Annotated in this window: 25 protein-coding genes; 14 read left to right on the forward strand and 11 right to left on the reverse strand. The window is 72.4% G+C overall.

What is annotated here, in order from left to right; genetic code table 11:
- Nucleotides 1-238: 238 nt before the first annotated feature.
- The 5 genes from ppdK to ACFWPI_RS03090 form a co-directional block, all read right to left on the reverse strand.
- Nucleotides 239-2,947, reverse strand: coding sequence for a pyruvate, phosphate dikinase (gene ppdK, locus ACFWPI_RS03070; RefSeq protein ID WP_380379293.1), 2,709 nt, complete (start codon nucleotides 2,945-2,947; stop codon nucleotides 239-241).
- Nucleotides 2,948-3,511: 564 nt separating this feature from the next.
- A complete protein-coding gene (gene dusB, locus ACFWPI_RS03075; protein ID WP_363369980.1) occupies nucleotides 3,512-4,681 on the reverse strand; it encodes a tRNA dihydrouridine synthase DusB in 1,170 nt (389 codons plus the stop codon).
- Nucleotides 4,682-4,819: 138 nt separating this feature from the next.
- A complete protein-coding gene (locus ACFWPI_RS03080) occupies nucleotides 4,820-5,608 on the reverse strand; it encodes a DUF4097 family beta strand repeat-containing protein (RefSeq protein WP_380379291.1) in 789 nt (262 codons plus the stop codon).
- Nucleotides 5,609-5,610: 2 nt separating this feature from the next.
- Nucleotides 5,611-6,255, reverse strand: a complete 645-nt coding sequence (locus ACFWPI_RS03085; RefSeq protein WP_380379289.1) for a response regulator — start codon at nucleotides 6,253-6,255, stop codon at nucleotides 5,611-5,613.
- On the reverse strand, nucleotides 6,243-7,469 hold the full coding sequence (locus ACFWPI_RS03090) for a histidine kinase (protein ID WP_380379287.1): 1,227 nt from the start codon (nucleotides 7,467-7,469) through the stop codon (nucleotides 6,243-6,245). The genes ACFWPI_RS03085 and ACFWPI_RS03090 overlap by 13 nt, the downstream gene beginning before the upstream one ends.
- A gap of 135 nt (nucleotides 7,470-7,604) precedes the next feature.
- Between ACFWPI_RS03090 and ACFWPI_RS03095 the strand changes: the two genes are divergently transcribed.
- Nucleotides 7,605-8,303 (forward strand): hypothetical protein, encoded by a 699-nt coding sequence (locus tag ACFWPI_RS03095; RefSeq protein ID WP_380379285.1) that lies wholly within the window; start codon nucleotides 7,605-7,607, stop codon nucleotides 8,301-8,303.
- Nucleotides 8,300-8,686, forward strand: a complete 387-nt coding sequence (locus tag ACFWPI_RS03100) for a hypothetical protein (protein ID WP_380379283.1) — start codon at nucleotides 8,300-8,302, stop codon at nucleotides 8,684-8,686. The genes ACFWPI_RS03095 and ACFWPI_RS03100 overlap by 4 nt, the downstream gene beginning before the upstream one ends.
- A gap of 16 nt (nucleotides 8,687-8,702) precedes the next feature.
- Here ACFWPI_RS03100 and ACFWPI_RS03105 read toward each other — a convergent pair whose 3' ends face one another.
- The gene (locus ACFWPI_RS03105) at nucleotides 8,703-9,590 is read right to left on the reverse strand and encodes a helix-turn-helix transcriptional regulator (RefSeq protein WP_380379281.1); all 888 of its coding nucleotides are present in this window, start codon (nucleotides 9,588-9,590) and stop codon (nucleotides 8,703-8,705) included.
- Between the two features lie 102 nt (nucleotides 9,591-9,692).
- Between ACFWPI_RS03105 and ACFWPI_RS03110 the strand changes: the two genes are divergently transcribed.
- Nucleotides 9,693-11,162 (forward strand): MFS transporter, encoded by a 1,470-nt coding sequence (locus ACFWPI_RS03110; RefSeq protein ID WP_380379279.1) that lies wholly within the window; start codon nucleotides 9,693-9,695, stop codon nucleotides 11,160-11,162.
- A gap of 150 nt (nucleotides 11,163-11,312) precedes the next feature.
- Here the strand turns inward: ACFWPI_RS03110 and ACFWPI_RS03115 are convergent, their stop codons facing one another.
- Entirely contained in the window at nucleotides 11,313-12,257 is a 945-nt protein-coding gene (locus ACFWPI_RS03115) for a phosphatidylinositol-specific phospholipase C (RefSeq protein WP_380379277.1), read from the reverse strand.
- 206 nt (nucleotides 12,258-12,463) lie between these two features.
- Between ACFWPI_RS03115 and ACFWPI_RS03120 the strand changes: the two genes are divergently transcribed.
- The 7 genes from ACFWPI_RS03120 (at nucleotide 12,464) to ACFWPI_RS03150 (ending at nucleotide 18,198) form a co-directional block, all read left to right on the forward strand.
- Nucleotides 12,464-12,697: a hypothetical protein gene (locus tag ACFWPI_RS03120; RefSeq protein ID WP_363369962.1), complete on the forward strand. Its 234-nt coding sequence runs from the start codon at nucleotides 12,464-12,466 to the stop codon at nucleotides 12,695-12,697.
- A 320-nt stretch (nucleotides 12,698-13,017) separates the two neighbouring features.
- Entirely contained in the window at nucleotides 13,018-13,197 is a 180-nt protein-coding gene (locus ACFWPI_RS03125; RefSeq protein WP_380379275.1) for a hypothetical protein, read from the forward strand.
- 226 nt (nucleotides 13,198-13,423) lie between these two features.
- Nucleotides 13,424-14,497, forward strand: a complete 1,074-nt coding sequence (locus tag ACFWPI_RS03130; RefSeq protein WP_380379273.1) for a methyltransferase — start codon at nucleotides 13,424-13,426, stop codon at nucleotides 14,495-14,497.
- Between the two features lie 107 nt (nucleotides 14,498-14,604).
- The gene (locus ACFWPI_RS03135) at nucleotides 14,605-15,306 is read left to right on the forward strand and encodes a hypothetical protein (protein WP_380379271.1); all 702 of its coding nucleotides are present in this window, start codon (nucleotides 14,605-14,607) and stop codon (nucleotides 15,304-15,306) included.
- A gap of 59 nt (nucleotides 15,307-15,365) precedes the next feature.
- Entirely contained in the window at nucleotides 15,366-15,944 is a 579-nt protein-coding gene (locus ACFWPI_RS03140) for an NADAR family protein (protein ID WP_380379270.1), read from the forward strand.
- Nucleotides 15,941-17,050 carry a hypothetical protein gene (locus tag ACFWPI_RS03145; protein WP_380379268.1) on the forward strand — a complete coding sequence of 370 codons (1,110 nt, stop codon included), beginning with the start codon at nucleotides 15,941-15,943 and terminating at the stop codon, nucleotides 17,048-17,050. The genes ACFWPI_RS03140 and ACFWPI_RS03145 overlap by 4 nt, the downstream gene beginning before the upstream one ends.
- A 68-nt stretch (nucleotides 17,051-17,118) precedes the next feature.
- Complete coding sequence (locus ACFWPI_RS03150) at nucleotides 17,119-18,198, forward strand: hypothetical protein (protein ID WP_159398423.1); 1,080 nt, start codon at nucleotides 17,119-17,121, stop codon at nucleotides 18,196-18,198.
- Between the two features lie 88 nt (nucleotides 18,199-18,286).
- Here the strand turns inward: ACFWPI_RS03150 and ACFWPI_RS03155 are convergent, their stop codons facing one another.
- Nucleotides 18,287-19,669: a glycine--tRNA ligase gene (locus ACFWPI_RS03155; RefSeq protein WP_063347506.1), complete on the reverse strand. Its 1,383-nt coding sequence runs from the start codon at nucleotides 19,667-19,669 to the stop codon at nucleotides 18,287-18,289.
- Between the two features lie 182 nt (nucleotides 19,670-19,851).
- On the opposite strand from ACFWPI_RS03155, the gene ACFWPI_RS03160 reads away from it, so the two are divergent.
- From ACFWPI_RS03160 to ACFWPI_RS03175, 4 genes are read left to right on the forward strand one after another with little or no spacing between them, the layout of a single operon-like run.
- On the forward strand, nucleotides 19,852-20,856 hold the full coding sequence (locus tag ACFWPI_RS03160; RefSeq protein ID WP_380379294.1) for a metal ABC transporter substrate-binding protein: 1,005 nt from the start codon (nucleotides 19,852-19,854) through the stop codon (nucleotides 20,854-20,856).
- Nucleotides 20,857-20,871: 15 nt separating this feature from the next.
- Nucleotides 20,872-21,636, forward strand: a complete 765-nt coding sequence (locus ACFWPI_RS03165; RefSeq protein ID WP_063347507.1) for a metal ABC transporter ATP-binding protein — start codon at nucleotides 20,872-20,874, stop codon at nucleotides 21,634-21,636.
- Nucleotides 21,633-22,628, forward strand: a complete 996-nt coding sequence (locus ACFWPI_RS03170) for a metal ABC transporter permease (RefSeq protein WP_208869069.1) — start codon at nucleotides 21,633-21,635, stop codon at nucleotides 22,626-22,628. Before ACFWPI_RS03165 ends, ACFWPI_RS03170 begins: the two co-directional genes overlap by 4 nt.
- Before the next feature lie 35 nt (nucleotides 22,629-22,663).
- Nucleotides 22,664-23,074: a Fur family transcriptional regulator gene (locus tag ACFWPI_RS03175; protein WP_063347508.1), complete on the forward strand. Its 411-nt coding sequence runs from the start codon at nucleotides 22,664-22,666 to the stop codon at nucleotides 23,072-23,074.
- A 78-nt stretch (nucleotides 23,075-23,152) separates the two neighbouring features.
- Here the strand turns inward: ACFWPI_RS03175 and ACFWPI_RS03180 are convergent, their stop codons facing one another.
- The 3 genes from ACFWPI_RS03180 to ACFWPI_RS03190 form a co-directional block, all read right to left on the reverse strand.
- On the reverse strand, nucleotides 23,153-23,992 hold the full coding sequence (locus ACFWPI_RS03180; RefSeq protein ID WP_380336833.1) for an isoprenyl transferase: 840 nt from the start codon (nucleotides 23,990-23,992) through the stop codon (nucleotides 23,153-23,155).
- Nucleotides 23,993-23,996: 4 nt separating this feature from the next.
- Nucleotides 23,997-24,743, reverse strand: a complete 747-nt coding sequence (gene recO, locus ACFWPI_RS03185) for a DNA repair protein RecO (protein WP_063347510.1) — start codon at nucleotides 24,741-24,743, stop codon at nucleotides 23,997-23,999.
- Nucleotides 24,744-24,992: 249 nt separating this feature from the next.
- A complete protein-coding gene (locus ACFWPI_RS03190) occupies nucleotides 24,993-25,535 on the reverse strand; it encodes a TerB family tellurite resistance protein (protein ID WP_244293348.1) in 543 nt (180 codons plus the stop codon).
- Nucleotides 25,536-25,594 lie beyond the last annotated feature (59 nt).

The raw sequence follows: 25,594 nt of genomic DNA on the forward strand, positions 1-25,594 counted from the left end.
ACATCCGGCCGGACGGGGAAGGCCGGCTGGGAAGCGCGGCCGGGCACAGACGGACGGCCGGGGAAGGACCGCCCGGCACAGACGGACGGCCGGGCGGGGACGGACGCCATTGTCCGTCCCCGCCCGGCCGTTGTTACGTACGCCGGTTCTCCTGCGCCGAGCTCCGGTGTACGCCCTCCCGGTGGGGAGGGAAGCGGTCAGTCCGGCCCGCGGCCGAGGAGGGGATGCCTACCCTCTCTCAGCGCGGGTCGCTGCCCGCCGTCTCGATGGCGGCGCGGCCTGCCTCCAGGCGCGCCACCGGGATCCGGAAGGGGGAGCAGGAGACGTAGTCCAGCCCCACCTCGTGGAAGAAGTGGACCGAGTCCGGGTCGCCGCCGTGCTCGCCGCAGACGCCGAGCTTGAGGTCGGGGCGGGTGGCCCGGCCGGCCTCGACGGCGTGCTTGACGAGCGCGCCGACGCCGTCGCGGTCGATGGTCTCGAACGGGGAGACCCCGAAGATGCCCTTCTCCAGGTAGGCGGTGAAGAACGAGGCCTCCACGTCGTCCCGGGAGAAGCCCCACACGGTCTGGGTGAGGTCGTTGGTGCCGAAGGAGAAGAACTCGGCGGCCTCGGCGATCTGACCGGCGGTGACGGCGGCGCGCGGCAGCTCGATCATGGTGCCGAGCTTGATGTCCAGCTGCACGCCGGTGGACTGGGCGACCTCGGCGAGCACGCGCTCGCACTCGTCGCGGACCAGCTCCAGCTCCTGGACGGTGCCGACCAGCGGGATCATCACCTCGGGGCGCGGGTCCGCGCCGGCCAGCCGGCGCTCGGCGGCGGCCTCGGCGATGGCGCGGACCTGCATGCCGAACAGGCCGGGGATGACCAGGCCGAGGCGGACGCCGCGCAGGCCCAGCATCGGGTTCTGCTCGTGCAGCTTGTGCACCGCCTGGAGCAGGCGCAGGTCGTTCTCGTTCGGGTCCTTGCGGGCCTCGGCGAGGGCGACGCGCACCGACAGCTCGGTGATGTCCGGCAGGAACTCGTGCAGCGGCGGGTCGAGCAGGCGGACGGTGACCGGCAGGCCGTCCATGGCCTGGAAGAGCTCCAGGAAGTCGCCCTTCTGCAGCGGCAGCAGGGTGGAGAGGGCGAGCTCGCGGTCCTTGTCGTTGTCCGCCAGGATCAGGTGCTCGACCTCCTTGCGGCGCTCCTCGCCGAGGAACATGTGCTCGGTGCGGCACAGGCCGATGCCCTGGGCGCCGTAGCGGCGGGCGCGCCCGCCGTCCTCGGCGTTGTCGGCGTTGGCGCGCACGGCGAGCCGGCGGCGGACGTCGGCGTGCGCCATCAGCCGGTGGACGGCCTGGACGAGTCCGCCCTGGACGTCGGCGCCGGCGTGCAGGGTGCCCTCGAAGTACTCGACGACGGGGGACGGCAGGACGGGGACCTCGCCGAGGTAGACCTTGCCGGTGGCGCCGTCGATGGAGACGACGTCGCCCTCCTCCAGCACCAGGCCGGCGGCGGTGGTCATCCGGCGGCGCTTGGTGTCGACCTCCAGCTCCTCGGCGCCGCAGACACAGGTCTTGCCCATGCCGCGGGCGACGACGGCGGCGTGCGAGGTCTTGCCGCCGCGCGAGGTGAGGATGCCCTCGGCGGCGATCATGCCGTCCAGGTCGTCCGGGTTGGTCTCGCGGCGGACCAGGATGACCTTCTCGCCGGAACGGGACCACTTGACGGCGGTGTAGGAGTCGAACACGATCTTGCCGATGGCGGCGCCGGGCGAGGCGGCGAGGCCCCAGGCGATCTGCTGGGACTCGGCGTTCGGGGCGAAGCGCGGGAACATCAGCTGCGAGAGCTGGCCGCCGGTGACCCGCATGAGGGCCTCGTCCAGGTCGATCAGGCCCTGGTCGACCAGCTGGACGGCGATCCGGAAGGCCGCGGCGGCGGTGCGCTTGCCGACGCGGGTCTGCAGCATCCAGAGCTTGCCGCGCTCGATGGTGAACTCGATGTCGCAGAGGTCGCGGTAGTGGTTCTCGAGCGTCTGCATGATCGTCATCAGCTCGTCGTACGACTTCTTGTCGAGCTTCTCCAGCTCGGCCAGCGGCAGGGTGTTGCGGATGCCGGCGACGACGTCCTCGCCCTGGGCGTTGGACAGGTAGTCGCCGTAGACGCCCTGGGCACCGGTGGAGGGGTCACGGGTGAAGGCGACACCGGTGCCGGAGTCCTCGCCGAGGTTGCCGAAGACCATGCTGCAGACGTTGACCGCGGTGCCGAGGTCGTTCGGGATGCGCTCCTGCCGGCGGTACAGGCGGGCGCGGTCGCCGTTCCAGGAGTGGAAGACGGCGTGGATGGCGAGGTCCATCTGCTCGCGCGGGTCCTGCGGGAAGGCCCGGCCGGTCTCGCGCTCGACGATGCCCTTGAACAGCTCGACGAGTTCCCGGAGGTCGGCAGCGTCCAGGTCCAGGTCGTTGACGGTGCCCTTGGCGTGCTTGGCCTCGTCGAGGGCCTCCTCGAACAGCTCGCCGTCGACGCCCAGCACGGTCTTGCCGAACATCTGGACCAGGCGGCGGTAGGAGTCCCAGGCGAAGCGCTCGTTGCCGGACTGGGCGACGAGACCGACCACCGAGGCGTCCGAGAGGCCGATGTTCAGGACGGTGTCCATCATGCCGGGCATGGAGAACTTCGCGCCCGAGCGCACCGACACCAGCAGCGGGTTGTCGGGCTGGCCGAGCTTCTTGCCCATCTCCTGCTCGAGCGCGTCCAGGTGGGCGCTGATCTCCTGGTGGAGCGAGGAGGGCTCGCTGCCGGTCTCCAGGAAGACCTTGCAGGCCTCGGTGGTGATGGTGAACCCCGGAGGGACGGGGAGGCCAAGGTTGGTCATCTCGGCCAGGTTCGCGCCCTTGCCGCCGAGAAGGTCCTTGAGGTCCTTGTTTCCTTCAGTGAAGGAGTAAACAAACTTCTGCTGGGACGGCACGGGTCGGTCTCCTCGTACGCGGTTGCCCTGACGCCGGAGAACATACCCATTTCGAAGGTTCTTCTCTGCCCCGAATAGGCCGTACGAGGCCGGTACCCGGGGGTAACCCGATAGATCGAATGCACATAAAGGCGTTCACCTCTGTTGGTGAAATCGTCCGGATGACGCTAGCCCGCCTTCAAGTCTTGAACGAAGAGAAACACGAAGATCGCACGATTCGGACGCTGGGTAGCGGTCGCGGGTCGCCCGCGTTGCCCCGGCTTGATTTCCTGCACTCGGATCGGCCGATCACCGGCCCACCGGCTTCGGGAAGCGATTCACAGTCGACCTGTCCATTTCGTCCACTGACCCGCCGTCAGGCGCCACCGCATGTGGCAAGCGTCACCAGCGCATCTCACCGGTCGAACGTAGTCCGCCTCCGCCGATCGTCGCACTCCGTCCAGAAACGTGCCCGTTCCGTGACATCGGACCGCCGAAAAGGAGCCCTCCTGTCCAGATTGGACAAGAGGGCTGGGACCGAGTGGCAGTGGGCCCTGGAGGGCCAATTTCGCCACTACGGACAGATCATCCGCCAGAGGTGTCCGATTCGGCGTCCGCGCCCGGTCGGGCGCAGTCGTACGGATCGTCCAACCAGCCCTCGGGCAGCACCACCCGGTTGTTGCCGGCGGTACGCCCGCGCGGCCCGTCCGCACCGGCCGGCCAGGCCTGGGACTGCTCCACCAGGGCGAGGGTTTCGGCCAGTTCGGCCAGGGAGGAGGAGTTGGCGAGCTTCACCCGCAGCTCCGAGCCGACCGAGAAGCCCTTGGTGTACCAGGCGACGTGCTTGCGGAAGTCGATCACGCCGCGCGCCTCGTCCCCGATCCACTCGCCGAGCAGCTGCGCGTGCCGCACCATCGCCCGCGCCACGTAGCCGAAGTCCGGACGGGCGTAGTCGACCTCGCCCTCGAAGATCGAGACCAGGTCCCGGAACAGCCACGGCCGGCCCAGGCAGCCGCGGCCCACCACGACACCGTCGCAACCCGTCTCCCGCATCATCCGCAGCGCGTCGTCCGCCGACCAGATGTCCCCGTTGCCCAGCACCGGGACGTGCGCCGGAACGGACTCGCGCAGCCGGGCGATCGCCGACCAGTCGGCCGTCCCGCCGTAGTGCTGGGCGGCGGTGCGCCCGTGCAGGGCGATCGCGGCCACGCCCTCCTCGGCGCCGATCCGGCCGGCGTCCAGGTAGGTGAGGTGGTCGTCGTCGATGCCCTTGCGCATCTTCATGGTGACCGGCAGGTCGCCCGCGTTGGCCACGGCCTCGCGCAGGATCTCGCGCAGCAGGTTGCGCTTGTACGGCAGCGCCGAGCCGCCGCCCTTGCGGGTCACCTTGGGGACGGGGCAGCCGAAGTTGAGGTCGATGTGGTCGGCCAGGCCCTCGTCCGCGATCATCCGGGCGGCCTTGCCGACCGTCACCGGGTCCACGCCGTACAGCTGGATCGAGCGCGGCTTCTCGCTGGCGTCGAACTTGATCAGCTGCATGGTCTTGGCGTTGCGCTCGACCAGGGCCCGGGTGGTGATCATCTCGGAGACGTACAGGCCCTTGCCGCCGCTCTGCTCGCGGCAGAGGGTGCGGAACGGCGCGTTGGTGATGCCGGCCATCGGCGCCAGCACGACGGGCGGCCACACCCGGATCGGGCCGATGTCCAGCGGCGCGAACTCGGCGTCGGGCGCGGTGGGTGCGGGCGTGGCTGTCATGCGCGGCTGACCTCGGGGCAGGGGAACGGGACTCTCCATTGTCCCCCACCCGGGTCAGCCCCTGTTTCCGGGCCGCTCCGGGCCGCTCCGGGCCGCTCCAGGCCGCCCCGGACCGCTCCGGACCGCTCCGGGCCTTTTCTAGGCCGGGTCGATCGTGATCGAGCCCGAGGTGACCGAGCCGTGGATCCGGTTCGGGCTGGCCGGGTCCGCCAGGCTCGGGTCGATGTGGCGGCTGCCGCTGCCGACCTCGCCGCTGAAGGCGTAGTGGGAGTCCTGCGGCAGGGTCAGCTTCACCGAGCCGGACGTGCTCTTGGTGTCCACCGACCGCGGCGCCTTGGAGAAGGCCAGGTCGACCGCCCCCGAGGTGGTCTCCGCGTACACCTGCTCCGAGCTCAGGTCGGTGCCCTGCACCATCCCGGAGGTGGCGTGCGCGTACACCTGCCCGGACGTGCCGATCAGTTTCAGCTCGCCCGAGGTGAGGTCCATCCGAACGCCGCCGCTCAGGCCGTCCACCTCGACGCTGCCCGAGCTCACCTGCCCCGACACGTCGGTACCGGCCGGCACCTCCAGCTCGATCTGGGCACCGCAGCCGAAGTCGGCGAACGGCAGGACCTTCCGGCACTCCATGCCGACCGTGAGCACGTCACCGTCGAAGGTGGTCGACACCGACGGCTTGCGCACCATCCAGTCCAGGTTCTGCCGGACCACCACCCGGCCGTCCCGGCCCGCCCTGATCCGCACCGAGGCGCTGCCGGTGTCCAGCCGGAGCTTGTGGATGACGACGTTGTACGGCTGCATCGAGGTCGTCTGCTGCTGCACCACCATCGCCCAGGTCTGCATCCCGGCGCCGATCATGACGACCGCGATCGCGAGCGCCCCGGTGGTGCGCCAGGCCTTCCGCCCCCACGCCTTCGTCGGTCCGCCCACGGCTACCCGACCTCCAGGAACCGCAGCACCGCCAGCACCCGGCGGTGGCTGTCGTCGGCCGGCGGCAGGTCGAGCTTGGTGAAGATCGAGTTGATGTGCTTGGCCACCGCGCTGTCGCTGACCACCAGGGCGGCCGCGATCGCGGCGTTGGAGCGGCCCTCCGCCATCAGGCCGAGCACGTCCCGCTCGCGCGGGGTCAGCTTCTCCAGCGGGTCCCGGTGGCGGCGCACCAGCAGCTGGGCCACCACCTCAGGGTCCAGCGCGGTGCCGCCCGCGGCGACCCGCTGCAGCGCCTCCACGAAGTCGTCCACGTTGGCCACCCGCTGCTTGAGCAGGTAGCCGACGCCGCTGGTGTTGGTGGCCAGCAGGTCGGCGGCGTAACGCTCCTCCACGTACTGGGAGAGCAGCAGCACGGCGACGTCCGGCCACTGCCGGCGGATCATCAGCGCGGCCTTCACGCCCTCGTCGGTGAAGTCCGGAGGCATCCGGACGTCCGCCACCACCACCTTCGGGCGGTGCTCCTCGACGGCCGCCAGCAACTCGGTGGCGTCCCCGACGGCGGCTACGACCTCGAAGCCCACCGCCTCCAGGACCTTGACCAGGCCGACCCTCAGCAGGACCGAGTCCTCGGCGATCACAGCGCGCACGGCAACTCCACGGTGATGGTGGTGGGGCCCCCGAGGGGGCTGAGAACGGACAGTGTGCCGTCGACGGAGGCGGCGCGCTTGCGCAGGCCGGTCAGCCCGGTGCCGCGCGAGGCGTCCGCGCCGCCCACGCCGTCGTCGCTGATGACCAGGCGCAGCCGGCCGCCGACCGTCCGCACCGAGAGGTCGACCCGCTGGGCGCGGGCGTGCTTGGCCACGTTGGTCAGGGCCTCGGAGACGGTGAAGTAGGCGACCGCCTCGACGGTCGGGGCGACCGGCTCGGCGAGGTGCACGTCCAGGCGCACCGGCAGCGGGGCGCGGGCCGCGATGCCGGACAGCGCCGCGTCCAGGCCGCGGTCCTCCAGGACCGCCGGGTGCAGGCCGCGGACGAGGTCGCGCAGCTCGTCGATGGCCGCCTGCGCCTCCTCGTGCGCGTCCACGATCACCTGCATGACCTCGGGCGGGACGTCCTTGAGGGTGCGCCGGGCCAGGCCCAGGTTCATCGCGAGGGAGGTCAGGCGCTGCTGGGCGCCGTCGTGCAGGTCCCGCTCGATCCGGCGGCGCTCGGCGTCCACCACGTCGACCAGCCCGGCCCGGCTCTCGGCGATCTCCTCGACCCGCCGCTCCAGCGCCTCCGCCCGGTTGGGGCCGAGCAGCAGCTGGGCCGTGCGCACCTCCAGCCAGGCCGCCAGCGCCGCCAGCCAGGGCATCACGGCCAGCAGCAGCACCCCGGCGACCGTGATCACCACGTCCAGCCCGGCCAGCTCCGAGCGCAGCGGGCTGCCGACGGGCATCAGCCAGACCCAGCCGTACACGCTGGCCATCACCACGCCGGCGCCCCAGGCGTACAGCACCACCAGCGCGCCCGCCGCCAGCAGCGGGCCGGCCAGCAGGTGGTGGACGGCCTGGCGCCAGGTCAGCCCCAGCAGCAGCCGGCCCGGCAGCCAGGCCCACGGCTCGCCCGGACGCGGCGGCGACACCTCCACCCCGCGCAGGGCGCGCAGCCGGCCGCGCTGGGCGGCGGTGAGCGGGCGGGTGCAGATGAGGACCAGGGCCGTCATCGGGAAGAGCAGCTTGGACTCGGTGACGGCCAGCCAGACCGGCAGGGCCAGCGGGAGGCCGGCGGCTATGAAACGGGTGTCCCGCCAGGCCTCGGGCGACCACGGGGGGCGCCGAAGGCTCCTGACGAGCGCTCGGCGCAACGTGGTGGAGGGCATGACCGACAGCGTAGGGCGCGATGATCAACGGCCGCCATGAAGGGGGGCTCACGGTCGGGGTGTATCTAGGTACACCCCGGATTCGGAGCACGGCACCACCGACAGCGGCCCATGATCGACGGGAAGCTGGACGGCATGACGAGCACCGCATCGCACTCCGCCACCCCGCCGCACCGGCGGCCCGTCCCCGGGAGCCACGGGGGTGTTCCCGGGGACGCGCTCCGCCGGACGGCGGGGCCGGAGGGGACGCTGCCGGTCGGGGCCGGGCCCTGGTCGGTCCGCAGCCTGGTCGGCCGCCGCGGCCGGGCCGCGCTGGAGGTGTACCAGGACGGCGAGTTGGCCGATGTCCTGGTCGCCGCCCGGCTCACCCCGCAGCTGCTGCGCGGTGCTCGTCGCAGCCCGGCCGGCGGGCGGGCGCACCACGTGCTCGCCTGGGGCCGGCTAGCGGCCGACGGCAGCGCGCCCGCGGTGGCGTTCACCGCCGGGCGGCTGGCCCGGCCGTTCCGGTCCGGGCGGTCGTTCGGATTCGCACGGCCGCTCGGGTCCGGGCGGCCGTTCCGGTCCGTGCGGTCACTCTGGTCCGTACGGTCGCTCTGGTCGGCCGGGCCGTTCCGGTTCGAGCGGCCGGCCGTCGGCGCCGAGGTGGTCGCGGTCGCCGGGCGGTTCTGGCTCGCCTGGGCCGAGGGCCCGTACACCGGGGTGCTGGTCCGGCACCCCGGCGGGGACACCACCGAGCGGCAGCCGCTGGAGCGGGTGCGGCGCCGAGGCGAGGCCGCGATCGCCGGCGAGGCCTCGGTCGTCGGCGGGGCCTCGGTCGCCGGAGGGGCCGCATGAGCACCGCCGTCCTCGCCGGCCGCCCGGCCGCCGCCCTCGTCCTGCCCGCCCGCTTCGAGCGGGTGCCCGTCATGGCCGCCGTCGCTCTGCTGCCCTGGCTCGCGGTCCTCGCCGCCTGCCACGAGACCCCGTGGGTCGTGCTCGACCTGCTGGAGTTCTCCGCGCTGCTCTCGCTCGACGCCCTGCTGCGCCGGCGCAGCGCCGCCGCCGGCTGGGCCGGCGGCGCGGTGGCGCTGCTGCTCGCGGGGGACGCGCTGGCCGACATCGCCTGCGCCGGCCCGGGCCACGCGGTGCTCGCCGCCCTGGTGATGGCGCTCGGCGTCGAACTGCCGCTCGCGGTGGTGTGCGTGCTGCTCGGGCGTGCCGTCCTCGCCCCTCGCTAGAAGCCATCAGGAGGGGCTAGAAGCTGCTGGGCAGCTGGTCCATCAGCGCGCGGGTCTCCTCGTCCAGCGGGGTGTACGTGATCATCCGCGTCCCGAGTCGGGGGCCGAGCCAGAAGCTGGTGTACTCGCAGCGCAGCAGCCCGACGCCCGGCACCTGGAACCGCTTGATCCCGTTGCTCGGCCCCATCACCTCGTGCCGCTGCCAGACCTCCGCGAAGTCCGGCGAGGTCTTGAGCAGCCGGGCCAGCAGTGCCTTCCAGGCGGGCTCCGCGCTGTGGTCGGCCATCGCGGCACGGAAGCGGGCCACCATGCCGAGGCGTTCGGTCCGGTAGTCGATCAGCACCTCGCGGAACCGCGAGGGGGCGAACGCCAGCCACATCAAGTTGCGGTCCTCGGGCGGAAGTTCGCTGAGATCGCCGACGATCGCGGTGTACTGGGCGTTGTACGCGAGCACGTCGTAGCGGGTGTTGACCGCCACGGCCGGGTACGGCGCCATCTGCTCCAGCACCAGCCGCACGCTCGGGGTGACCGAGGGGCACTCCCTCACCGGCGCCGGATCCTCCGCGCCGGCCAGGGTGAACAGGTGCGCGCGCTCGCTCGGGTCCAGCAACAGGGCGCGGGAGACCGCGTCCAGCACCTGGGTGGACACCTGGATGTCGCGCCCCTGCTCCAACCACGTGTACCAGGTCACCCCGACGGCGGCGAGCTGCGCGACCTCCTCGCGGCGCAGCCCCGGCGTGCGGCGGCGGCCGGTCGGGGGCAGGCCCACCTGGTCGGGTGCGATCCGCTCGCGGCGGCTGCGCAGGAAGGCCGCCAGGTCGTGCCGGCGGGCGTCGTCGGGGGCGGTCCGGGCTTGCGTCGCCGGGGCGGTCCGGGCTTGCGCGGCCGGGGTGGTGAGGCTCATGGTTCCTAGCATGCGCCAGCCCGGAGCCTGTTGCCAGGTACTTCTTATACCTGGATAACCACACTCTGGTACCAGGGTACGGCCAGGCGGATCGTAGGACCCGTGACCCAACAACTCGCCGTCGCCCCCGACCCGGTCCGCGCCGCCACCACCCCCGGCACCGCGACCGCGGCCGCCGCCCGCACCGCCGCCCCCTCCCTCGGCACCGCCGGGCTGGTCACCGTCCTGCTCGGGGCCTTCCTGCCGATGCTCGACTTCTTCATCGTGAACGTCGCCCTGCCCACCATCGACCACGACCTGGCCGCCGGGCCCGCCGTCCTCGAACTCGTCGCCGCCGGCTACGGCATCGCCTTCGCCGTCCTGCTCGTCCTCGGCGGGCGCCTCGGCGACATCTTCGGCCGCCGCCGGCTCTTCGTCGTCGGCGCCGCCACCTTCGCCCTCACCTCGCTCGCCTGCGGCCTCGCCCCCGGCGCCTGGACCCTGGTCGCCGCCCGCGCCGCCCAGGGTGCCTCGGCCGCGCTGCTGATCCCGCAGGTCCTCGGCACCATCACCGCCGCCACCGACGGCGCCCGGCGCGGCCGCGCCCTCAGCATCTACGGCGCCGTCGGCGGCATCTCCGTGGTCATCGGGCAGGTGCTCGGCGGCATGCTCGTCGCCGCCGACCTGTTCGGCACCGGCTGGCGCTCCGTCTTCCTGCTCAACGTGCCGTTCGCGCTGCTCGCCCTGGTCCTCGCCGTCCGCTACGTCCCGGAGAGCCGGGCCACCCAGGCCGCCCGCGTCGACGTGCCCGGCACCGTCCTGCTCACCGCCTCGCTGCTCGCCCTGCTCGTCCCGCTGATGGAGGGCCGCGCCGCCGGCTGGCCGCTCTGGTCCTGGGTGCTGCTCGCACTGTTCCCCGTCCTCGCCGCCGCCTTCGTCCTGGTCGAACGCCGGGCGGAGCAGCGCGGCGCCACCCCGCTGGTGCCGCCGTCCCTGCTGCGCATCCCCGAGATGCGGCGCGGCCTCGGCATCGCCCTGCCCTACTTCGCCGGCTTCGGCGGCTTCATGTTCGTCATCGCCGTCGCCCTCCAGCAGGGCCTGCACCTCGGCCCGGTCGCGGCCGGCTGGGCGCTCGTCCCGATGGCCGTCGGCTACTTCACCGCCTCGCTCTCCGGCCCCCGCCTGATCGGCCGCTACGGCAGCCGGGTGCTGAGTGCGGGCGCCGTCATCCAGGCCGCCGGCCTGGCCACCCTCGCCGTCACCGTCCTCGCCGACTGGTCGCACTTCTCCCCGCTGCGGATGGCGCCCGGCGTCGCCCTCGCCGGCATCGGACAAGGCCTGATCGGCACCCCGCTGTTCCGCGTCGTCCTCGCCAAGGTGCCCGCCGCCCGGGCCGGCGTCGGCAGCGGCGTCCTGGCCACCGGCCAGCAGTCCAGCCTCGCCCTCGGCGTCGCCACCCTCGGCACCCTCTACCTGTCGCTCTCCCCCAGCCTCGGCATGGACCGCGCCCTCGCCCTCTGCCTGGGCCTTCAGCTCATCGGCTCCTTCGTCATCCTGTACCTGACCACCCGCCTCCCCCGCTCCATCGGCTGAGCCCCCCCCCCGGCCCCCGGGCCACGGGCCACAGCGACGGCGACGGCGACGGCCCCGCGATCGACACCCGATCGCGGGGCCACCGGCACGTCGCGGAGCGTGAGCAACGGCGAGTCGGCGGGCCGGTCCGGGGACCGGTCAGCGGGCCGGTCAGCGGCCGATGAAGTTCTTGTCGATGAGCAGTTGCAGGACGTCGGTGTGGAAGTCGGGGAAGTCCATCGGGACGATGCCGAAGTGGGCGGGCTGCTGGCGGCGGGCGTTCAGGTAGTCGCGGACGGGAGGCACGATGGCGGCCGCGTTGACCTTGGGCCAGCCACCGTTGGCGTAGCTGGTGAAGTTCACGTACATCCGCGGGGAGCCCTGGTCGAGGAAGGCGCGGTCGAACCAGTCGGTGACGGCCTTGGACTTGGCGGCGAGGCTGATGCCCTGGAAGGTGTCCTGGGTGGCGAACCAGGTGTTGGTGGCGCTCGACCACTGGATGACGGACCAGGGGTTGGCGAAGTCGGCGGCGAGGACGACGCGGCCGCGGGCCTGGCCGAGGGTGGGCCACCAGGGGTTCGTCCAGAACAGGCCCCGGTAGCCGAGGCCGTCCAGGTAGTGGTTGATCCGGCGCTGGAACTCGGTGTCGTCGAGCCGGTTCCCACCCGCGTACTCGTTCCTGACGCGCATGACCAGGCCCTCGCCCGGGTTGGCGGCGAGGAAGGCGCGGCACTGGTCGAGGACGTCCTGGAGGCGGACGTACTGGTAGTTGTCGCCGTGGTAGATGCCGAGTTCGTCGGCCGTCCCGGCGAGCCCGTTGCAGCGGATGTCGAGGAAGCGGATACCGCGCTGGAGCTGCTCGGGCAGGCCCCAGTTCTGGGTGTGGGACCACTCGGTGCCGTGCAGCGGGTCGGTGCAGCAGGAGTCGTGGGTGCCGGGGATCGTCAGGGCGGTCAGCGGAGTGGCGTCGTCCAGGGCACTCATCCAGGCGGACGGGCTGACGGCTGCGGCTGCCGCCGCCGCTGCCGCCGCGTCCGGGCTGAACGCGGCGGCGGCCAGGAGGGCGCCGCCGGCACCGGCTCCCCAGCGCAGGACGTCACGACGGGTGGGGCTCATGCGGGCTCCTCACATCGACCTCTGGGAGGGGGAATTGTCATGCCCCCTCCCCGATCTGCTCGATGGGGCGGGCCCCGAAACCCGTGGCGCCCGGCGCAGGAAGTCGGCCTGGTCGACTTCTCCTGCGGCGGGTCGGGTGGAATTGACCCTTCCGTGGAGATGGTTCGTCATGGGACGATCCAGGCCCGGGGGAAAGGTGAGACCTCATGACCTTCGTCATCGCGTTCCTGGTCGCACTCGTGGCCACCATCATCGGCACGACCGTCTTCCTGAGTCGCCGAGAGCGCGCCCGCAGCGGCCACTCGGACGACACCGAGGGGCTGCTGATCGAACACCAGCGAACCGCGCACGCCGCCCAACTGCGCGGAACCTACTCCAGCCTGGCCGTCCACCACGGCACCGGGCTGATCAGCGACGACCTGCACAAGCACTACTCCTAGGCCTCGGCGCACGACGGGAGTGCGGCAGGAGTGTCCTCGTAGTCACGCCTGGCCATGCGGGATGCCTCCGGCGGTAACGGCGGCCTTGGGCGCGGGGGCCCAAGGCCGCGAGATCAGAGGGCGGCGCCGAGCTCGCCCGCCCGAACGGCGGTTACGAAGGACTGCCAGGCAGCAGGGGGACCTTCAAGGTAGGTCATCGGGGGCGCCTCTGCGAAAGTCATCAGCGAGAGCATCCCTTCGAGGAGCGCACGAGCGCGCTCGAAAGTCGTGGGTGCGAACGGGAAGTTGATCACCGTGCGGCTCGACAGCTGGCTCACCCCGTGACGGCCGCCACCCCCACCGCCCCCGACGCCGCTCTCGTCCACGACAGCTACACCGGGCGACTCGGCGTCGTCATGGACCACGTCGCCGGCCTCCTCCACCTCCGCCCTCCCCAGGGCGGCGTCGAGTGGACGGCCCGGCCCGAGGACATCGGCCCGCCGCCCCCGCAGAACTCGTGACGCCACCGACCCGCCCCCGCCCCGCCCTGGTCGCCGCCGCAGCGTTCTCCATCGCGACCGGGGCGGGCGCAGGGGTACTCGCCTCCCGCCCGCTTCGCCACGGCGACCCCGGCATGGCGAACCTCTTCCTCCTCCTCGTACTCTGCGTTGTGACCGTGCTGGTCAACTCCGCACCCAGCAAGGCGATCCAGCGCAGACGCACACGCCCGCCCGGGAAAGGAGAACCATGACCCCGGACACCGCAGCAGCCCGCCGCGCACTCGCCGACCGGCTTGAGGCGGGCGGCGCCCTGACCAGCCCGGCGCTGCGGGCGGCTGTGGAGGCCGTCCCCCGGGAGCCGTTCCTGCGCCCCGGGGTGTTCGTGTCCACCGGCAGGCGCCGCTGGCGGCCGGTGACCGAGCGCGGCGCCGATCCGACAGAGTGGGTCGAACTCGCTTACAGCAACCGGTCGTTGGTCACACAACTCAACGGCCATCTGACCGCCGACCAGGCCTCCGCGCCCGTCCGGGGCTTCCCCACCGCCTCCACCACCGCCCCGGCCGCCACCGTCCGCGTGATCGACGCCCTGGGCGCCGAGGACGGGCACACCGTGTTGGAGATCGGCACCGGCACGGGCTACTCGACGGCCCTGCTCCGCCACCTCCTCGGCGAGCGCAACGTCGGCACCGTCGAGGCCGACCCGAAAGTCACGTACGACCGGGTGATCGCCACCCACGCGGTGCGCCGCATCCCCTACGCCTGGGTGCAGCGGACCAAGCCCGGCGGCACGATCCTGGCCACGGTCGGCACCTGGCCCGAGGGCGCCGGCCTGGCCAGGGTCACCGTCGCCGCCGACGGCACCGCCGACGGCCGGTTCATCGACCGTTCCACCCTCCCTCCCGTCCGCCCCGAACCCCTGGCGGCCCGGGCCGGGGGCCCCGCGGCCCGGGCGGAGGCGGCCTCACCGAAGCGGCTGGCGCACGCCTCCCCCACCCTCCTCAACGAACCGACGCCGGCCATCCTCACCCAACTCGCCTTTCCCAGCGCCAAGTTCACCGTATCGATCGGGGAGGATCTGGAGTCGATCCACTACCTGGCCACCCCCGGATCCGCCGCCGAGGTCGCCGACGACACCTACGGCTGGACGGTCCACCAATACGGCCCGGTCCCGCTCTGGGACGAGGTCGAGCGCATCCTCACCGCCTGGCAGGAGGCCGGACGCCCCGACCTCACCGCCGTCCGCCTGCGGATCACCGACCGGGCGACCCACTACTGGATCGACGGCCACCCCGCCCTCCGCTGGGAGCACGCCACCATCTGACAGATCGACAGGACACCTTCGGGAATGGGGTGATCTCGGGACGGCAGGGCCAACCGATGGAATGCTGTGGCCCAGTCCGACCATCGCAACCACCCGAGGAGTGACCCATGCCGCTGTTCGGCAGCCGCAAGAACCTTCCGAGGCCGCTGTGCGACGAGCACGGCCCGTGCCAGGCGCTGGCGAAGATCTCGGTCTTCGAGGTCCGGGACCGACTGCGGCTCCTGATCACCAGGAGCCGCGGCCTGGGGCCCGATCCGATGGCGCGGCAGATCGACGACGAGTTGTCGGTCGTCCTCTGCGTGGACGCCGGCAAGCGGGCCGGAAAGACCGAGGCCCTGTCGATAGCCGAACACGCCGCCGACCAGTGGAGCATCAGCCGGGCCGAGCTGTGGGAGCGGGCCTTCGCGAACCTGGCCACCGAGCAGCTCAACCGGCAGGTCTTCGACGCGTCCAACGGCGACACCATCCACACCGTCAACGGCATGGGCGCCTGGCCCGGAGCCGCCCACGCGCTGCGCCTGGAGAACGCCCTGGGAGGGGGCATCGAGCTGCCCAACGGCGCTCTGGTCGCCCTGCCGACGAACAACACACTCTGCGCGGTGCCGATCCGCACCAGCCTGTCGCTGAACGCCATCCGCTTCCTGATCGACCTGTCGAAGGAGCTCGCGGCCGGCGACCCGGCGCCGCTGACCCCGTCGCTCTTCTGGTACCGGGAAGGCTGGATCGAGAACCTCAACGTCGGCTCGGACGGCATGATGCGGGTGTCGCCCCGCTTCCGGGACATGGCGAACGCACTGCCCGCCAACTGACCCGACCGGCCACCGAAAACCCGCTGGCCCGACGGCCCCCTTTGCGTCAGAATGACGATATGAGCGAGATGCGCGTGGGGAGCCCTGCCGACGTCCGTAGCCGGGCGGAGCTGGCGGCGCTGACGGCCGCCGGGGTGCGGCCGAAGTGGCTGATGTTCTGGGGGCACACCGAGCGGAAGGGCGGGGGGACGCGGCGGGAGTGCCTGAGCCAGTGGCGGCCCGGGCAGTTCACCGTCGACGGGGTGGCGTACGCGTCCGCCGAACACTGGATGATGGCGGGCAAGGCCCGGATGTTCGGGGACGAGGCCATCGAGCAGCGGGTGCTGGCGGCCCACACGCCGGCCGAGGCGAAGAAGCTGGGGCGGCTGGTCAGGGGTTTCGACGACGCGGCCTGGACGGCCGGCCGGTTCGAGCTGGTCGTCGAGGGGAACGTCGCGAAGTTCGGGCAGGACGAGGCGCTGCGCGCCTACCTGCTGGGCACCGGCGACCGCGTCCTGGTCGAGGCCAGCCCGGTGGACCGGATCTGGGGCATCGGGCTCGCGGCCGACGACATCCGCGCGGAACGGCCGGACGAGTGGCGGGGGTTGAACCTGCTCGGCTTCGCCCTGATGGAGGCGCGGGCACGGCTCGCCGCATGAGGGCGGTCGGCCCGGTGCTGGACGGCACGGTGGTGGTGTCGGCCGCTGCCGCGCTGGCCCTGGCGCCCAGGGCGTGGCGGCGGCAGGAGGTCCGGCCGGGGCGCGGGGGGCGCTTCGGCCCGGAGGTGGCGCTGGCGCTGGTCGTGGCACTCGTCTATCTGAACCAGGTGCTGTTCGCCGTGTACGTGCAGCGGGTGCGGGGCGGGAGTACGGCGTTCGTCGCCCGCTACCTGCCGCCCGGGTGGTTCGACGTGCCGCGCGGCAACCCGGCGATCGACTGGCTGGCGGCGCACTTCCCCGCGCCCGAGCTGCTCGCGCCCACCGTGCTCCGCGTCCAGGCGTTCCTCGAACTCCCGCTGGTGCTCCTGGCGTTCGCCGCCGTGCTGCGACGCCTGGACCACGGCCTCTACGTCCGGGCGATGCGCTCGCCGCTGACCGGGCTCGCGGCCGCCTCGTATACGGTGGCGTTCTGCGCGGTGGAGTGGGACCTGCGGAATCCGTACACGGTGGACGACATCGCGCTGCGGACGGTGTCCGCGCTCGTCACACCACCGCTGCTCGTCTGGCTGGCCTCCCGCGAGCGGGCCCGGCCACCCCGCGGCCCGGTGCTGTTCACCCTCGACCTGTGGGCGTTCGGCACGCTGATGCTGACGCTGTACGACACCGCGCTGCTGTACAACCTGGCCCGACTCGGCGACCATCTCGCCGGCGCGCTGGCCGCGCTGGCGGTCCTGGCCGCCACCCGGTTCGTGCCGTGGAGCGGCGGTCCGGCCGGCCCGCACACCACCGCGCTGACCGGCACGCTCGGGCGGGCCCTCGTCCTGTTCTTCGTCCCCGCGCTGGCTGTCCGCTACGGCGTCTCCTTCGGAACCCCCGAACTGGCGGCCGTCGCGGGGCTCGTGGTGCTCCTGCCGGCGGTGCGGACGGTCCGTCTGATCCCCGCCGCCCTGGTCGGGGCGGCCGTCGGCTGTGCCGTCGCCGTGGTCGCACCCGGCTCGTACTACGAGGCGACCCTGCTGCGGAGCGCGACCGGCGCACTTCTTGCCACGACCGCCGTCTGCGCGCTCCTTGACACCAGTCGCGCACGACTGGACGTGCTCCCTTAACTCCCCCGCCATATAGCGACGCCAGGATGTCCCGCAGTCAGGGGAGAGATGGACGGGGTGGGGCGATCATGCGCATGCGGCCGACGGCACAATCCGCGGGCCAGGACCCGGAGGGCGAGCAGCAGGCGTACGAACTCCGGGCGGAACTGGACGAGTTACTCCGCGCGAGCCGCTACGCGAGCCAGCGGGAGCGGCGGTTGAACGAGGCGATCCGGGCGGCGCCGGGCCGCCAGCGGCCGGACGGGGACCTGCTGCGGCAGTTGGCGCAGGCGCGCACGCTGCGCGAGGGCCTGGGCGCCCGCTGCCTCCAACTGAGCGATCGGCTGGAGGCGTTGGAGAACCGGCTGAGGAGCCGACCGCCGGAGCCGCAACCGGCCCAGGCCCCGCCGCCCCAGGCCCGGCCCGCCCGCCCCGACATCGGCGCCCTCGCCGAGCGGGTGGCGGCCCTGCACCGTGCCGGCGCCTTCGCCGAGGCGACGGAGCTGCTGTCCCGGGCGGCCACCGGCCTCGATCCGGCGGACGCCGCTCTGCTGGTCGGCATGCTCTCCCGGCGCGGTCCGACGGGCGCGTCCCTGCACCTGGCCAGGAGCGCCGCGCAGTGCGCGCCGGAGCAGGCGGTGGCGATGCTGGCGGAGTTGCGCGAGCTGGGGCTGGCGGAGGAGGCGGCGGAGCTGTTCCACGCGTTCTGGGGCTATCCGGCGTCGGCACTGCCCGCCCTGCTGGCCGCGCTGGAGCGGGCCGGGCAGGGCGCGGACGGCGCGACGCTGCTGTGGGAGTGGGGTTCGGCGCCGACGCCGGAGCTGACGGCGCTGGCGACCGGCCTCCGCCGTACGGGCCGGCACGCCGACGTGCGGACGCTGCTGCGTCAGGCGGCCGGCCGGCCGACGGCGGAGCTGGCCGCGCTGGCGACGGAGCTGCCGGCCGAGCTCGCGACCGTCCTGCTGTACGAGCTGGCGGCGCTGCGCCCGCCGGTGGAGCTGGTCAAGCTGGCGGCCGCGTTGGACACCAGCCCGGAGCTGTACGGGCGGTTGCTCGCCGCGCTGCTCGCCGACGGCGCCCGGCACCGGACGACGCTGGCCGCCCTGCGCAGCGCCGGCCTGCCGACCGAACCGGCCGCGGCCCCCCGTTCCCGCTGGGGCAGACGGTAGGACCGCAGATGGGGAAACAGAACGCAGGAGCCCCCGCCCGCCCCGGACGGACCGGGGCGAACGAGGGCTCCAGAAGGGCGGAGCGGGCTCAGCAGCCGATCAGTCGCGCGCCCAGGTACGCCTTGACCTGGTCGAGCGAGACGCGCTCCTGCGACATGGTGTCGCGGTCGCGGACGGTCACCGCGTTGTCCTCAAGGGTGTCGAAGTCGACGGTGACGCAGAACGGCGTGCCGATCTCGTCCTGGCGGCGGTAGCGCTTGCCGATGGCGCCGGCGTCGTCGAACTCGACGTTCCACGCGGTGCGCAGGTCGGCGGCGAGGCCGCGGGCCTTCGGGGAGAGGTCGGCGTTGCGCGACAGCGGCAGGACGGCGACCTTGACCGGGGCCAGGCGCGGGTCGAGCCGCATGCCGACGCGCTTCTCCATGACGCCCTTGGCGTTGGGCGCCTCGTCCTCGAAGTAGGCGTCGATCAGGAAGGCCAGCATGGCGCGGTTGAGGCCGGCCGCCGGCTCGATGACGTACGGGAAGTACCGCTCGCCGCTCTCCTGGTCGAAGTACTTGAGGTCCTGGCCGGACGCCTCGCTGTGCACCCGCAGGTCGTAGTCGGTGCGGTTGGCGACGCCCTCCAGCTCGGAGTACTCGCTGCCGCCGAAGTTGAAGCGGTACTCGATGTCCACCGTGCGCTTGGCGTAGTGGGAGAGCTTCTCCTTCGGGTGCTCGAAGAAGCGCATGTTCTCGGTGCGCAGGCCGAGGTCGACGTACCAGTCCCAGCGCTGCTGGAGCCAGTACTCGTGCCACTGCTCGTCCTCGCCCGGCTTGACGAAGAACTCCATCTCCATCTGCTCGAACTCGCGGGTGCGGAAGATGAAGTTGCCGGGGGTGATCTCGTTGCGGAAGCTCTTGCCGGTCTGGGCGATGCCGAACGGCGGCTTCTTGCGCGACGTGGTCTGGACGGCCTTGAAGTTGGTGAAGATGCCCTGGGCGGTCTCGGGCCGCAGGAAGGCCAGGCCGCTGGCCTCCTCGGTGACGCCGAGGTGGGTCTTCAGCATGCCCGAGAAGTCCTTGGGCTCGGTGAACTGGCCCTTGGTGCCGCAGTCGGGGCAGTTGACGTCCTTGAGGCCGTTCGGCGGCGGGAAGCCGTGCTTGGCCTCGTACTTCTCCTCCAGGTGGTCGGCCCGGTGGCGCTTGTGGCAGGAGAGGCACTCGGTCAGCGGGTCGTTGAAGGTGGCGACGTGGCCGGAGGCCTCCCACACCTCGCGCGCGAGGATCACCGACGAGTCGAGTCCCACGACGTCCTCACGGGCCTGGACCATCGCGCGCCACCACTGGCGCTTGATGTTCTCCTTGAGTTCGACGCCCAGCGGCCCGTAGTCCCAGGCGGCACGCGTGCCGCCGTAGATCTCGCTGCAGGGGTAGACGAAGCCACGGCGCTTGCTCAGGCTGACGATCGTGTCGATCTTGTCGGCGGCCACAGTGCTCTCTTCAGTACGTACGGCACGGTCAGGGCACGGCTGGTTGCGCGTACCCGAATACCTCAGGTTACCGGCCATACGGGTACGGGGTTCAAATCGGTATCGTCCGGCCCCTCCCAGCCACGGCCACCTGCCGTTCACCCGTCCGAGTGAGTTGACAATCATTTCCAGATAAGATGAGAATGATTGTCATGATGATCGGACGACGTACCCGCAGCTCGATAGCCATCGCCGCCACCGCCCTCACCGCCTCCCTCGTCCTGACCGCCTGCGGTGGCAGCAGCAGCGCCCAGAGCGCCGACGGCAAGCTGAAGGTCGTCGCCTCCTTCTACCCGATGGAGTACCTGGCCCAGCAGATCGGCAAGGACCACGTCGCGGTCACCGACCTCACCGCGGCCGGCGTCGAGCCGCACGACCTGGAGCTCACCGCCAAGCAGGTCGCCACCGTCCAGAAGTCCGACGCGATCATCTACCTCAAGGGCCTGCAGCCCACCGTCGACCAGGCCGTCGGCCAGTCCTCGGCCAAGTACAAGATCGACGCCACCGCCGCCAGCCCGCTGGTCGACCACCACCTCGACGAGGGCACCGCCGAGGCCGACGGCCACCAGCACGACGGCCCGGCCGGCGACCCGCACATCTGGCTCGACCCGACCCGCTACGCGGCGATCGCCAAGAGCGTCGGCGACGGGTTCGCCAAGGCCGACCCGGCCCACGCCGACGACTACCGCAAGAACACCGACGACCTGGTCGGCCGGCTGACCACGCTGGACCAGGAGTTCCGGGACGGCCTGAAGGACGCCAAGTCCAGGACCTTCGTCACCAGCCACGCCGCCTTCGGCTACCTCGCCGACCACTACGGCCTCACCCAGGTCGCCATCAACGGCGTCGACCCCGAGTCCGAGCCCACCCCGGCCCGCCTCGCCGACGTGCAGAAGGCCGCCAAGGACAACGGCGTCACCACGATCTTCTTCGAGACCCTGGTCAGCCCCAAGCTCGCCGACACCGTCGCCAAGGACCTCGGCCTCAAGACCGCCGTGCTGGACCCGCTGGAGGGCGTCAAGGACCCGGGCAAGGAGGACTACCTCTCGGTCATGAAGCAGAACCTGGCCAACCTCCAGACCGCCCTCGGCGCCACCCCCGCCGCGACCGGCACCACTCCCACCGCGACCGGCACCCCCACCAGCTGACGGGACGACAGCACCATGACCCACCCGATACCCCCGGCCGTCCGCCTCCGCGACGCCGTCGCCTCCCGCGGCGGTCGGCCGGTGCTGCGCGGCGTCGACCTCACCGTCCAGCCCGGCGAGGTGGTCGCCCTGCTCGGCGCCAACGGCTCCGGCAAGTCCACCACCGTCAAGGCCGTCATCGGCTCCGTCCCGCTGGGGCAGGGCACGCTGGAGCTGTTCGGCATCCCGTACGCCGGCTTCCGCGCCTGGCACCGGATCGGGTACGTTCCGCAGCGCACCACCGCCGCCTCCGGCGTGCCGGCCACCGTGCGCGAAGTGGTCTCCACCGGGCGGCTGCCGCAGCACCGGCTGCTGCCGTTCCGCCGCCGGGACCGCGCGGCGGTCGACCGCGCGCTCGCCGCCGTCGGCATGCTGGAGCGGGCCGGGGACGGCGTCGCCGACCTGTCCGGCGGCCAGCAGCAGCGGGTGCTGATCGCCCGCGCCCTGGTCGGCACCCCCGACCTGCTGATCATGGACGAGCCGATGGCCGGCGTGGACGCCGCCAGCCAGCAGGTGCTCGCCGACACCCTGCGCGCCGAGGTCTCCCGCGGCGCCGCCGTCCTCCTCGTGCTGCACGAACTCGGGCCGCTGGAACCGCTGATCGACCGCGCCGTGGTGCTGCGGGACGGCTGCGTCGCACACGACGGCCCGCCCGTGCCCAACACCGGACTGCACGCGCTGCCCGGCCACGACCACGTCCACCCGCACGCCGACCACACCCCGCCGAGGCTGCTGGCATGACCGAGATGCTCTCCTACGACTTCATGCAGCGCGCCCTGCTCGCCGCCGTCCTGGTCGGGATCACCGCCCCGGCCGTCGGCATCTACCTGGTGCAGCGCCGGCAGGCCCTGATGGGCGACGGCATGGGGCACGTCGCGATGACCGGCGTCGGCCTCGGCTTCATCTTCCAGACCAGCCCGGTCTGGATGGCCGTGCTGGTCTGCGTGCTCGGCGCCGTCACGATGGAACTGGTCCGCTCGCGCGGCAACCAGCGCGGCGACATCGCCCTGGCGATGCTCTTCTACGGCGGCATGGCCTGCGGCAAGCTGCTCGTCTCGCTCTCCGCCCAGGCCGGCGCCGGCTCGCTGGAGAGCTACCTGTGGGGCTCCATCCTCACCGTCGCCCCGGCCGACCTGATCACCATCGCGGTGCTCGGCGCGGTGGTCGTCGCGGTCACCGTCGGCCTGCGCCGGCAGCTCTTCGCGATCTGCCAGGACGAGGACTTCGCCCGGGTCACCGGCCTGCCGGTGCGCACGCTCAACCTGCTGCTCGCGGTGATGGCCGCCGTCACCGTCACCGTCGCGATGCGGGTGGTCGGGCTGCTGCTGGTCAGCGCCCTGATGGTGGTCCCGGTGGTCGCCGCCCAGCAGCTCACCCGGTCGTTCGCCGCCACCCAGGCGGCCTCGATCGCGCTCGGCGTGGTGGTCTCGCTGGCCGGCGTCACCGGCTCCTACCACCTCAACGTGCCCTCCGGCCCGGCCATCGTGCTGCTCGCCATCGCGGTGTTCGCGGTGTTCAGCCTGCTCGCCGCGCCGCTCGCCCGGCGGCGCCACCGCAGGGGCGTCGCGGACCCCGGACCGAAGGTCTGCGACGTCGCCCTGCCGGAACCCGTCCCGGGACAATCCCCGGGGCAATCCCCGGATCAGATCCCGGGACAGATCCCGGGGCAACTCCCGGGCCGCGGTTCCTCCGACGCGATCACTCCGGAGCGGGGTGCGGGGCTGGCACAATGAGGTGCGAGACGCCCACCACCCCAGGAGGACCCACGGTGACCACCGCAGGCCCGTCGCCGCGCGCCCGCTCGACCCGGCAACGTGCCGCCGTCTCGGCGGCCCTGGACGAGATCGAGGACTTCCGCAGCGCGCAGGAGCTCCACGACATGCTCAAGCACCGCGGGGACTCCGTCGGTCTGACCACGGTCTACCGCACCCTCCAGTCGCTCGCCGACGCCGGCGAGGTGGACGTGCTGCGCACCGCCGACGGCGAGGCCGTCTACCGCCGGTGCAGCAGCGGACACCACCACCACCTGGTGTGCCGGCACTGCGGCGCCACCGTCGAGGTGGAGGGCCCGGCGGTGGAGCGCTGGGCCAACGCGGTCGCCGCGGAGCACGGGTTCAGCGACATCGCGCACACCCTGGAGATCTTCGGCACCTGCGCGGAGTGCGCCAAGAAGGTCTGACCAGCGGAGCACCGGTACGGCGAAGGGCCCGTGGGAGCGATTCCCACGGGCCCTTCGCCGTACCGCCGCCGTACCGCGTCAGCGCTGGGTGGGCAGGTCCAGCGGCTCGGGCACCTCGTTCGGGATCGCCCCGCCGAAGCGGCGGTCGCGCCTCGCGTACTGCTCGCAGGCGCGCCACAGGTCGCGGCGGTCGAAGTCCGGCCAGAGCACGTCCTGGAACACGAACTCGGCGTACGCGGACTGCCAGAGCAGGAAGTTGGAGGTGCGCTGCTCGCCGCTGGGGCGCAGGAACAGGTCCACGTCCGGCATGTCCGGGTGGTACATGTACTTGGCGAGGGTCTTCTCGTTGACCTTCTTCGGGTCCAGCTTCCCGGCGGCGACGTCGGCCGCGAGGGCCGCCGCGGCGTCCGCGAGCTCGGCCCGGCCACCGTAGTTGACGCACATGTAGAGCGTGACGGCGTCGTTGTCCTTGGTCTGCTCCTCGGCGACCTGGAGCTCCTGGACGACGCTCTTCCACAGCTTGGGCATCCGGCCCGCCCAGCGGACCCGCACGCCCATCGCGTCCATCTCGTCGCGGCGGCGGTGGATGACGTCCCGGTTGAAGTTCATCAGGAACTTCACCTCGTCGGGCGAGCGCTTCCAGTTCTCGGTGGAGAACGCGTACAGCGAGATGTTCTTCACGCCGAGCTCGATCGCGCCCTTGAGGACGTCCAGCACGACGGACTCGCCGACCTTGTGGCCCTCGGTGCGGGGCAGTCCGCGCTCCTTGGCCCAGCGGCCGTTGCCGTCCATCACGATGGCGACGTGTTCGGGGACCAGCTCGCCGGGAATCTTCGGGGGCTGTGCGCCACTGGGGTGCGGGGTCGGGGGGAGGTACTCCCTCTGCTTGCCGCCGCCGAAGAGCCGTCGCGCTGCCATGTGCTCACTTCTCCACGTATCTCATCGAGCGGATGCCCCGCTCCAAATGCCACTGCAGATAGGCCGCGACCAGGCCGCTGCCCTCCCGCCAGTACCTCGGCTCGCAGGAATCGGCCGTCTGCCAGTCCCCTGACAGCAGCGCCCCGAGCAGTACCAGTGTCTCAGGGGAGGGTACGGCACATCCGGGCACTCGGCAGTCCGGGCAGAGGACCCCGCCTGCGGGAAGGGAGAAGAAACGGTTCGGCCCCTCCAGCCCGCATTTGGCGCAGTCCGTGAAGCTCGCGCCGTACCCGTTCACCGCGAGCGAGCGCAGCAGGAAGGCGTCCATCACCAGGTGCGACTCGTGCAGCCCGGCCGCCAGCGTGCGCAGCGCGCCCACCAGCAGCAGGTACTGCTGGACGGCCGGTTCACCCTCGTTCTCGGCGAACCGCTCGGCCGTCTCCAGCATCGCCGTCCCGGCGGTGTAGCGGCCGTAGTCGGTGACGATCGACCCGCCGTACGGCGCGATCGTCTCCACCTGGGTGCACAGCGGCAACCCACGGCCGATCAGCTCACTCCCCCGGCTGAAGAACTGCACGTCCACGTGCGAGAACGGCTCCAGCCGGGCGCCGAACTTGGACTTGGTCTTGCGCACCCCGCGCGCCACCGCCCGCACCTTGCCGTGGTGCCGGGTCAGCAGGGTGATGATCCGATCGGCCTCGCCGAGCTTCTGCGCCCGCAGCACGACGCCGTCGTCCCGGAAAAGACTCATGGGAACCATTCTCCCCCACGGCGCGCCCCGGCCGCCGACAGCCGTGTTGCCCGCACCGGGTCCGTGGGGGAGGACCGAGCGGTGCGGGTCACGGCGGGCCCGGAGGGGGATTTCGGGCCCGTTTTGTGGGGGATCGGAGATGGCTCGGGGGGTTGCGCGGCAGGCCCGGGGCCCGGCACTGCGGAGCGGGCCCGGTTCTGCGGAGGAGGTTCCGTCCTGCGGGGGAGGTCCGGTTACTGCGGAGAAGGTCTAGTACGGAGCCCGGGTCGCCGCCTCCAGCAGCGCCCCGACCCGCGACTGCGGTAGATCCAGACAGCGCCCGACCGCGGCCAGCGCCTCGCGCTCCTGCGGCAGGTAGCGCCCGTCGGACAGGGCGATCGCCGCGCCCTGCAGCAGCAGCCGCTCCCGGCCCTGGTGGGCCAGGTGCGGGGCGAGCGGTTCGAGCACCGCGTGCAGTTCCACGGCCAGGCCGCCGGCCATCCCGTGGGCGTCGTAGAGTTCGCCGCCGAGCCCGGACAGCGCGGCGAGCGCGGCCAGCACCTGGGCCTCGCCGCAGTCCTCGAACCCGGCCTCGCGCACCGCCGTGCAGGCCGACTCGCGGGCCGCGCGGTGCGCGGTGCCGCCGGCCGCGAGCAGGGCGAGCGCGATGGTGTACTGCGCGTCCCGCAGCATCGCGCCGAGCCGTACGGAGGTGGGCTGTTCCAGGCTCTCGACGCCGTAGCGGCCGTGGCAGCTGGTGCACTGCACGCTGCCGATCACCGGGCCGAGCGGGGCCACCGGGGTCCCCAGCAACCGCAGCCACCGCCGGCCGTGCTGCCGGCGGTAGTTGCGGTCCCCGCCACAGCCCGGGC

The organism is Kitasatospora sp. NPDC058492, assembly GCF_042720685.1.
Classification (GTDB): domain Bacteria; phylum Actinomycetota; class Actinomycetes; order Streptomycetales; family Streptomycetaceae; genus Kitasatospora.